This is a genomic window from Steroidobacter flavus (assembly GCF_042651805.1).
Lineage (GTDB): Bacteria > Pseudomonadota > Gammaproteobacteria > Steroidobacterales > Steroidobacteraceae > Steroidobacter > Steroidobacter flavus.
This window is the reverse complement of sequence record NZ_JBHSDU010000015.1, coordinates 2,216,308-2,225,157: the sequence shown is the minus strand read 5'-3', so window position 1 is coordinate 2,225,157 and position 8,850 is coordinate 2,216,308. Positions and strand designations below refer to the sequence as shown.

Sequence of the window (8,850 nt, the reverse complement as noted above, 5' to 3'; positions counted from 1 at the left end):
GTACATGGATGTACACCCCGGGCTTGCGCGGAGCAGGGACTGCGCAGCGCAATGGGACCCAACGAGCCGCGCGATAGCGCGGCAAGGGGGGCACGGTGCCAGGAGGAGATAGACCCGCACGACGACGCGGACCACCGACGCCTCCGGCAGCAACGTCAGAGGTAACCACCGAGCCGACGCGGCCCACCGACGCCTCCGGCAGCAACGTCGGAGGTAACCACCAAGCCGACGCGGACCGCCGACGCCTCCGAAACCACGGCAGCGATACCCAACAAATCCCGCTAAAAATAGCCCTTGAAGCCTATCCAACCGCCCCTAGATACATCCCAGCGGTCGCTGAAATCTTCGGGGCCGTGAAAATGTTTCCATTTCGCTCATTGAGGATATGGCTATGAGAACTGCATTCGATTTTTCCCCTCTGTTCCGTTCCACCGTCGGCTTCGATCGTATTTTCGATCTGCTCGATAACGCCCAGCGCGTGTCCACGATCGATAATTGGCCCCCGTACGACATCGTCAAGACCGGTGAAGATCAGTACCGTGTCACGCTCGCCGTCGCCGGCTTCGGTGAGAGCGAGTTGAATATCACTCAGGACCGCAATCTGTTGCTGGTCAGCGGCGAAAAGGCCGCGGCTGAGGACACGCAGTATCTGCACCGTGGTATCGCCGGACGCTCGTTCCAGCGCCGCTTCGAGCTGGCGGATCACGTTCGGGTCGCCGGTGCCAATCTTGCCAATGGGTTGCTGACGATTGAGCTGAAGCGTGAGATTCCGGAGGCGATGAAGCCCCGCCGGATCGACATCAAGGCCGATCTCAGCTTGCCGAAGGCCGATGCGCCGAAGATCGAGTCGGACGTCAAAGCCGCCTGAACTCGCATCTCAGCTAGCAAGTAAAGCCGGAACGTCGGGGCGGTGCTGCCGCCTCGGCGCTCTGCGCTTTTCTTCGGCTAAACAATCGTCGAACGCCGAGCTCATGTATTGATAGCTCTTCACGATTGCCGATCTCACATTGGAAATTTCGCGTGCCTGGGGCTGATGACCCAGCAGCATCGCGATGATTTCCAGCGCTTCCCACGGATGCGTGTCGTCGTAGTGTGCGTGGACGCGCAGCCATTTCATGGCGGGTTTGCGCACGTCGGCAGGAAAACCGTTCTCATACGTGGACGAGCTGCACACGAACGCTGCCCATTCCCCCGTCGTCCCTTCGATCGCAAAGTTCGTGGCCGCCATCGCGACAGCCAGCGGGTCGCGCTCGCAGGTGTGCCAGCACCAGTGACTCAACGCATCCGCTGAATTGGAGCGCCAGCCGGAGAGCAGGGCGTCGCGACTGAGGTCGTGGCCTTGGGACCAATCGATCCAGTACTCGACGTGGTTCTGCTCCACACGAATATTGCGGATCAGATATTTCCTCGCCATGACATGACCCGCGCCGAGCCCGTACTGCACCTTGAGCAGGTTCATCGCCATGTACTGCGGGAACTGTTCGATGACCGGCCAGAAGCTGGCAAGAAAACATCGCATCGCCGCCGGCGACAACACACCCGCGTGCATCTGCCGAAAGATCTCGTGTGCGACAACTGCATGTCGTGCGTCATCGCATTCCGAAACGATTTCCTGAAGCCACTGCGGATAGCTGGTCAGCGCCAGCAGCGGGCCCGTTCTAACAAACAGACTTTCCATGTCGACACGCTCCTGAGGTCCATCCCATGACCGGAGCATGAGTGTCGCTCGACCACCCGTGCGTGCGACGACATCGCACCCGCACGTCGCGAGTGCGTGTTGCACCTTGATTTGCCTTGCAGTTGCATCGACCGAAGCAATGCACACTGCAGCGGTGACAGAGTTTGGATGTTGTACGTGGGGCAATATTGCACGGTCGGAACTTGCCGAAAACATGCACGTTCCTGAAGCATGTCGACTACACCCACGCATCGGTCCCTCTGGAGGGATGTCCCGCTGCCGGAGTTTCCGGCTCTGCAGCGGGACATCGACGTCGACGTGCTGGTCGTCGGTGCCGGGCTCACCGGCATCACCACCGCTTATCTGCTCGGGCAGGAGGGCATCCGGGTCGCGCTGATCGATCGGGAAAAAGTGGCCAGTGCGGATACGTCTCGCACGACGGCGCATCTCACCTACGTCACTGACGAACGCCTACATCATCTGGTAAGTAAATTTGGCGCGGACGCGGCGCGTAAGTTTTGGGAAGGCGGCCAGGTCGCCATCGACACCATCGAGCGCATCGTGGAGGAGACCGGCAACGATGCCGATTTCGTCCGCGTGCCGGGGTATCTGCATGCTCGGGTCGGGCAGGCGCTGGATTCGAAGGAGGTTCAATCGTTACGCAAGGACGCCGAGCTGGCGCGGTCATTCGGCTTCGACGCGACGTTCACCGAAATTGCGCCGTACAGCGGCATGCCGGCGGTGCAATTCGCGCAGCAGGCGAAATTTCATCCTCGCAAGTATCTCAACGGTCTGCTGACCGTCATCCAGCAGCAAGGCGGGCTGGTGTTCGAGAACAGCGCCTTCGAGTCGGTGGACGACGGCGATCCGATGACGGTGCACGCCAATGGCCGGAAGGTCCGCTGCAAGTATCTGGTCATCGCCACTCACAATCCTTTGATGGGCAAGAAGGGCGTGCTGACGGCCACTTTGTTTCAAACAAAGCTGGCGCTCTACACCAGCTATGTGCTCGGCGCTCGCTTGCCTGACGGCGCCGTGCCGGAAGGGTTGTATTGGGACACCAACGATCCATACGAGTACCTGCGCATCGAACAGGACGACGATCATCAGTACGCCATCTTCGGGGGGCAGGACGTCAAGACCGGCCAGGAAGACGATGCCGAGCGGGTGTTCGAGCGACTGACGCGGCGGATGCGCGAAGTGTTGCCGCAGGCGCAGATCGAGCGGCGCTGGCTCGGTCAAGTAGTAGAAACAGATGATGGCATGCCGTTCATCGGCGAGAACGAGGAGCGCGAGTTCATTGCGACCGGCTTCTGCGGCAACGGCTTCACGCTCGGCACGCTGAGTGCGCTGATGGCCCGCGATCGGTTCCTGGGCCGCGACAACCCGTGGCGCAGCCTGCTCGCCGTGAATCGCTCGCCATTCCATGGCGGCACCTGGCGCTACGTGCAAGAGAACGCCGATTTCCCCTATTATTTCGTGCGCGATCGGCTGCGCCGGCCCGAGCTCGACGCCCTCGACCAGGCGGGCGAGGGTGAGGGCAGGATCGTCAGCCATCAAGGCAAGAAGGTCGCGGCTTATCGCGACCCGTCCGGCAAACTCACGTTGTTGGCGCCTCAATGCACGCATCTGAAATGTCTGGTGAAGTGGAACAGTGCCGACCGCACTTGGGATTGTCCTTGTCATGGCTCGCGCTTCCGCCCGACGGGCGAAGTGCTGGGTGGGCCGGCGGAACAACCCTTGAAGCGGCTCCATGACTAAAACCAACGACGAGTACGACGTCATCGTCGTGGGGGCCGGTGCGGCCGGGCTGGCGGCAGCGGCGCATCTGGGCAGGAATGGCAAATCCGTTTGTATTCTCGAGGCGCGCGATCGCATTGGTGGCCGCATCCTCTCCGTGCGCCCGCGGGGCGCAGCGATGCCGCTGGAATTGGGGGCCGAGTTCATTCATGGCGAGTCGCCGGCGATCTTCGAGCAGTTGCGTTTAGCGGGTGACCTGGCCATCGACGCCGCGCAGACGCGGTACCGGGTGCCGCAGCCCGGGCACATGAAACGCAGCGAAGATTTGTTCGAGACCATGAAGGAGCGGCTGCAAAGCATTCCCAAGCCGCGCGCGGATCTGCCGTTTGCCGAGTTTCTGGAGAAGAATCAAAAGCGGTTGTCGCCGACGGTGCGGGCGTTCGCGACCATGCTGGTCGAGGGCTTCGATGCAGCCGATCCGAAGCGGGCCAGTGCGATCGAGATATTGAAGGAATGGGGCGGCGGAAGCGCGGCGGACGCGCCGACGTTTCGGCCGCAACGAGGCTATGGCGCGCTGATGGATTCGCTGGCGGGGAGTCTCGATCCGGCGAAGAGCTGCGTGCAATTGGAATGTGCCGTGAATGAAGTGCGTTGGCGGAAGGGCGAAGTCATCGTCGGGTTTACTCGGCATGGCGAGCCGGGATCTGTGCGGGCGGCGCAGGCGATTATTACGTTGCCGCTGTCAGTGATGCAGTTGCCGGCGCTGGCACCGGGGAGTGTGTTGTTCACGCCGGCGTTGCCGAAGAAGCAGGTGCCGTTGTCGCGGCTGTTGATGGGGCCGGTGGTGAAGTTGGTGCTGTGTTTCTCCCGACCCTTCTGGGCGGAGCTCGACGATGGGATGCATCGTGACGTTGCATTCTTCCATGCGCAGGGCGCGCCGTTTCCGACGTTCTGGACGACGTTGCCTGTACGAGCACCAGTGCTTACCGCTTGGACGGGCGGGCCGAATGCGGCGCGGCTTGGAATGCGAGGCACGGATGAAGTGTTGAGGCCGGCGTTGGCGAGTGTTGCTGAGATATTCGGTAAGCGGCGAGATTACCGGAGGATGCTCGAGGCGGTGTATTGGCACGACTGGCAGAGCGATCCTTACTCCTGTGGCGCGTACAGTTATTCGGGCGTCGGCGGCGGGCCGGCCCGGAGGCAGTTGGCGAAGTCGGTGGCGCAGACGTTATTTTTTGCGGGCGAGGCGTTGGATGAAGAAGAGTCATCCAGCGTGGGTGGAGCGCTCAATACCGGACAGAGGGCGGCGAAGGAGTTACTGCAGGGCTAATAACGCAGCAGCATCTTTTTTATTTTTCGCTCGCCGGCTCGAGCCGGCCGGAGCCCGCCGCTGGTCCGCGCTTCGCTCGGGCCGCGGCGTATCAAAACAGTGGCTCTGTTTCCGTACCGGCGCGAGCATCAAAAAAATAACCTGCGGCTGCGTTATTCGCCGTCGTCCGATTCATCCTCTTCCTCATCCTCTTCCTTCTGCTCATCCTCACTCAATCGATTCGTAAACCTCGCATTCCCCAATCCCGTCCCGATCGTGAGCACGCCCCAATGCTCATAGTCCCGCATGGTCGGCACCTCACTCAGCCCCTGCACGACGGCGTCGTTATGCATCACGATCACCGTCTCGTGATCGCCGATTTTGGGAATGGCAGCGACCAGCTTCTCCGGCAGATTGAAACTCTTGTGTTCCCAGTCGCCCGGTAGATTCTGCCCGCCGCGCTCGATCGCGCCGTCCGGGCGGATCACGCCGGGGCAGCCGATGCCAATGAACGGCGCGAGATTCACCGACTCTTTCTCCGCCTGTTTGATCAGCCCGAGCAACATATCGATCAGCCGTTGCACAGCGTCCTCACGCTCGGGCTCATCCTCGCGATGACGCCACAGCTCGAAGTGCTTGACCTCGGCTTGTGAAAGATCCGCGCTCTTCTTGCGGCGAAGGTCGACGATGCCGGCGCGGATGTTGGTGCCGCCGATGTCGACGGCGAGGATGCTGTCGTGTCCCGACAGAATCCACGACGGCACCAGTTGAATGCAGCCGATCAGCCCCGCGTGGTCGGAGTGATTGCGGATCGGCTTGATATCCAGGTCGATGCCGTCCGCCTTGAGCAGCACCGACGTGCGCCCAATAGCCAACTCACCGATACGACTGGTCCGCAAACCACCGCCAACCAAGATGGCTTCGGTATCTTTCCAATCTTTGAGCTTCAAAAACCGCCGGATGACTTGCGCGAACTCCTGCGCGAATTCTTCGATCGCGCCGTGAATCACACCGGCGGCCTCGGCGTCGCCTTCGGTGAGCATCTTGTCCAGTTGTTTCTTGCTGATCTGCTCGCTCGGCTCGTCGCCCAGCGGGTCGTCGCCGGCGCGACTGACTCGATCGCGCCAATCGTCGAGGATGGCCTGGAAGGCGCGGCGGCTGGCGCGATCGCCCAGGAAACCGCCGGGGCTGCGCGTTTCCGCGTTGTATGCATCCACGGTCACCAGGCTCAGCACCTTGCCGCCATGAGCGAGCAGCGGCGAGGGTGCGTCGTCGGTCTTCTTCGCAGTCTTCTTGGCCATTCAGTAATGCTCGAAATCACCACGTGTAAGGCAAACACGCGGCGCGGCTATACGTTCCGTAGAGACCTGAGTTATAGGCCGATGCGTGTGCCTTGATCCGGCAGATTGCTGAGCTTGGTGGCCAATTCGAAGCGCAGGCCCTCGGGCGCATAGCAAAGGTTCACTTTGCCGCCGAAGTCCTCGGCGAGTACTTGTTCGATGAGTCGCGACCCGAAACCCCGTCGCTCGGGCGGCGAGACAGGGGGGCCGCCGGATTCGGTCCAGTGCAACCGCAGGCACTTGTCGCCGTCCAGGGGCTCGAGGGCCCATCGTATGGTGACTTCGCCGCCGGGTGCGGACAGCGCGCCATATTTGGTCGAGTTGGTGGCGAGCTCGTGAATGGCCATGCTCAGCGACAGCGCCTGTCGGGCGGACAGCTTGACCGGCGGTCCCTGGGCACAGATTTCACCCGGCGCCATGCTGTGTGGAATCAACGCGCCTTCGATGATCGCGGCCATCGGCGCGCTGATCCAACTCGACTGCGTGAGCACCATGTGCGCCTGGCCCAGTGCTTTGAGGCGACGACCGAACGTCACTCGCGCCTCGTCGAGCGAACTGGCGGCGCGAAAGGTTTGATCGCAGATGGAGTTGACGATGGCGAGCGTGTTCTGGATGCGATGAGCCAGTTCCGCATTGACCAGTTTTTCCTGTTGTTGCGCCAGCACTTTCGGCGTCGTCTCGATCACCGTGTCCAGCATGCCGGCGATGCGTCCATCGTCGTCGCGGATCGGGCTGTAGCAGAAGGTGAAAAAGGCCTGCTCGGGACGACCGTGGCGTTCGACGGTCAAAGGATAGTCCTCGATGAATATAGGCTCGCCCGCATAGGCTCGCGTCACGAGCGGCCCGATCCTGTGCCACGCTTCCGCCCAGACATCATGGAACGGTCGGCCGATGGCCAGGGGCTTCTTCCCCAGGATGGGCAGAAACGCGTCGTTGTGAATCGAGATGTGCTGTGGACCCCACAACAGGCACTGGGGAAACGCGGAATCGAGGACTGCCCCAACCATGGTACGCAGGGAATGCGACCAGCCATTGATGGGTCCGAGCGGATTGTTGGCCCAGTCGAAGCGACGGACCGCCTGTCCGCAAGCGCTATGGCCAAGGAAGAGGTGCAGGGCATCCGTCATCGTCATGCGCACCGTCCCGGAGCCGGAAGGAGGTGTCGTTGAAATAGAGCGGTGCTCTTGCGCCTTGAATTCCGAGCTGCGCGCATTTGTTCCGCTTCTTGCCGTTTAACCGTCACGAAACCGTCAAATGACTGACTTAGTCTGCGCGGCCACTGGGGTTCGGGCGAAGCGATGTTTTCCGAGAAGCCGGGCGTGGCGAAAGACCGGGCCGTGTGGAGTCGACTGCTACGGCAGATCGCGACGTTGTCCGGGCGGCCGCAGGACGCCAGCGATTATTTGAATGATGCTTACCTGCGTCTGTCCGAGCAGGACAGCTCCTCCATCCGCAACTTCGAAGCGTTCATGGTACGTATCGCCGTCAACCTGGCGCGCGACGATCATAGACGGCAGCGCCGTCGCAATGTCAGCGCCGACGAAGATTTGAACGCGATTGCCGATGCCGGCCCGACGCCCGAGGAAATGCTCGATGTCCGGCAACGTCTCAGTGCCGTGCAAGCCACGCTCGCACGTTTGCATCCGCGCACCCGACAGATTCTGCTGATGCACCGACTGGACGGTCTGCGTTATCGCGAGATCGCCGAACGTCTCGGCATCAGCGAGAGCGCCGTCGAGAAGCACGTGGCGAAAGCGGCGCTCGGGCTGCTCCGCGCGAGCAAGGCACTGTGATGATTAGAAAGATCATCGAACGTGTCGCGCAGGCCCGCGTCGAACGTACGGCCGCTCGATGGCTGGCGCGCTTGCATGCGGACGATTGCGACGAGCAGGAGCGCGCTCGCTTCAGAGAATGGTTACGAGCCGATCCGAGACATGCGGCCACTTTCGAAGAGCTGACGGCGGCCTGGGAACTTGTCGGCGGGCGAGTGCCCGTTCATTCCGCCAGGCCGATACAAGTCACTCGCAGAGGTTTGCTGATAGGCGGCGGCGCGGCGTTGACGGCAGCGGCAGGTGGATTCGTCGCGTTGAGCGCGAGCGCCGAAGTGTATCGAACCGGGGTGGGTGAGCGTCGCTCGCTGGTGTTGGCCGACCGTTCGAAGGTCCTGCTGGATGCGGACTCGAAGCTGCGCGTCCGTAATCGAGACACAGGATGTGAAGCGACGCTCGAGCGCGGACGCGCGCACTTCGATCTTGGCTCGCGCACGACCGGTTCGCTCACCGTTCGCGCCGGCGGCTGTAATCTGCGCGTCGATCGCGGGATCTTCGAGGTCGAGACCGGCGAGGGCAGTGCTGCCCGCATTCTGATGCTGTCCGGTGGTGGCGAGGTGAGGTTGGATCAGAGTCCGGTAAAGACGTTGGCGCCGGGGCATCTGTTTGATGAGACCTCGACCGACGTGGCACCGCTTGCCTCGACCACGGTGGAGCAGCTGACGGCGTGGCAGGACGGGCGTGCCATCTTCGACAACGACAGCCTGGCCGCGGCCGTTCTGATCATGAACCGTTATGACCGTCAGCGTCTCACGCTCGGCGACGCAAGGACGGCCGATCTGCGCATCAGCGGCACGTTCCGAGTTGGCGACAACGCTGCGTTTGCCGAAGCCCTCAAGACCATGCTGCCGGTCGAGATCGAAGCGAGCGACGACGGGCTGCGCCTGAGTCATAAAACATTCACAAAAATCCTCTGAGGATTTCCGCGCGCCACGGCGTCGAGTCCGGGACCGG

Annotated in this window: 8 protein-coding genes; 5 read left to right on the top strand and 3 right to left on the bottom strand. The window is 62.0% G+C overall.

Annotated features, from left to right (window positions below; all coding sequences use genetic code 11):
• Positions 1–391: 391 nt before the first annotated feature.
• Entirely contained in the window at positions 392–868 is a 477-nt protein-coding gene (locus ACFPN2_RS36655) for an Hsp20 family protein (protein WP_380606014.1), read from the top strand.
• A 9-nt stretch (positions 869–877) separates the two neighbouring features.
• Here ACFPN2_RS36655 and ACFPN2_RS36650 read toward each other — a convergent pair whose 3' ends face one another.
• A complete protein-coding gene (locus ACFPN2_RS36650; protein ID WP_380606012.1) occupies positions 878–1,678 on the bottom strand; it encodes a TenA family transcriptional regulator in 801 nt (266 codons plus the stop codon).
• 231 nt (positions 1,679–1,909) lie between these two features.
• On the opposite strand from ACFPN2_RS36650, the gene ACFPN2_RS36645 reads away from it, so the two are divergent.
• The gene (locus ACFPN2_RS36645) at positions 1,910–3,439 is read left to right on the top strand and encodes an FAD-dependent oxidoreductase (RefSeq protein WP_380606010.1); all 1,530 of its coding nucleotides are present in this window, start codon (positions 1,910–1,912) and stop codon (positions 3,437–3,439) included.
• Positions 3,432–4,748 carry a flavin monoamine oxidase family protein gene (locus ACFPN2_RS36640; RefSeq protein WP_380606008.1) on the top strand — a complete coding sequence of 439 codons (1,317 nt, stop codon included), beginning with the start codon at positions 3,432–3,434 and terminating at the stop codon, positions 4,746–4,748. Before ACFPN2_RS36645 ends, ACFPN2_RS36640 begins: the two co-directional genes overlap by 8 nt.
• 152 nt (positions 4,749–4,900) lie before the next feature.
• On the opposite strand, the gene ACFPN2_RS36635 is transcribed toward ACFPN2_RS36640, so the two are convergent.
• Both ACFPN2_RS36635 and ACFPN2_RS36630 read right to left on the bottom strand, forming a co-directional pair.
• Positions 4,901–6,028, bottom strand: coding sequence for an ROK family protein (locus ACFPN2_RS36635; protein WP_380606006.1), 1,128 nt, complete (start codon positions 6,026–6,028; stop codon positions 4,901–4,903).
• 71 nt (positions 6,029–6,099) lie between these two features.
• Positions 6,100–7,200 (bottom strand): sensor histidine kinase, encoded by a 1,101-nt coding sequence (locus ACFPN2_RS36630; protein ID WP_380606004.1) that lies wholly within the window; start codon positions 7,198–7,200, stop codon positions 6,100–6,102.
• Positions 7,201–7,365: 165 nt separating this feature from the next.
• Here ACFPN2_RS36630 and ACFPN2_RS36625 point away from each other — a divergent pair, with 165 nt between their 5' ends.
• Complete coding sequence (locus ACFPN2_RS36625) at positions 7,366–7,860, top strand: RNA polymerase sigma factor (protein ID WP_380606002.1); 495 nt, start codon at positions 7,366–7,368, stop codon at positions 7,858–7,860.
• Positions 7,860–8,813 carry a FecR family protein gene (locus ACFPN2_RS36620; protein ID WP_380606001.1) on the top strand — a complete coding sequence of 318 codons (954 nt, stop codon included), beginning with the start codon at positions 7,860–7,862 and terminating at the stop codon, positions 8,811–8,813. The genes ACFPN2_RS36625 and ACFPN2_RS36620 overlap by 1 nt, the downstream gene beginning before the upstream one ends.
• Positions 8,814–8,850 lie beyond the last annotated feature (37 nt).

Bases quoted from the DNA above. Each gene is read 5' to 3' on its own strand.
- ACFPN2_RS36655 (WP_380606014.1), top strand. From the start codon at position 392: ATGAGAACTGCATTCGATTTTTCCCCTCTGTTCCGTTCCACCGTCGGC.
- ACFPN2_RS36650 (WP_380606012.1), bottom strand. From the start codon at position 1,678: ATGGAAAGTCTGTTTGTTAGAACGGGCCCGCTGCTGGCGCTGACCAGC.
- ACFPN2_RS36645 (WP_380606010.1), top strand. From the start codon at position 1,910: ATGTCGACTACACCCACGCATCGGTCCCTCTGGAGGGATGTCCCGCTG.
- ACFPN2_RS36640 (WP_380606008.1), top strand. From the start codon at position 3,432: ATGACTAAAACCAACGACGAGTACGACGTCATCGTCGTGGGGGCCGGT.
- ACFPN2_RS36635 (WP_380606006.1), bottom strand. From the start codon at position 6,028: ATGGCCAAGAAGACTGCGAAGAAGACCGACGACGCACCCTCGCCGCTG.
- ACFPN2_RS36630 (WP_380606004.1), bottom strand. From the start codon at position 7,200: ATGACGATGACGGATGCCCTGCACCTCTTCCTTGGCCATAGCGCTTGC.
- ACFPN2_RS36625 (WP_380606002.1), top strand. From the start codon at position 7,366: ATGTTTTCCGAGAAGCCGGGCGTGGCGAAAGACCGGGCCGTGTGGAGT.
- ACFPN2_RS36620 (WP_380606001.1), top strand. From the start codon at position 7,860: ATGATTAGAAAGATCATCGAACGTGTCGCGCAGGCCCGCGTCGAACGT.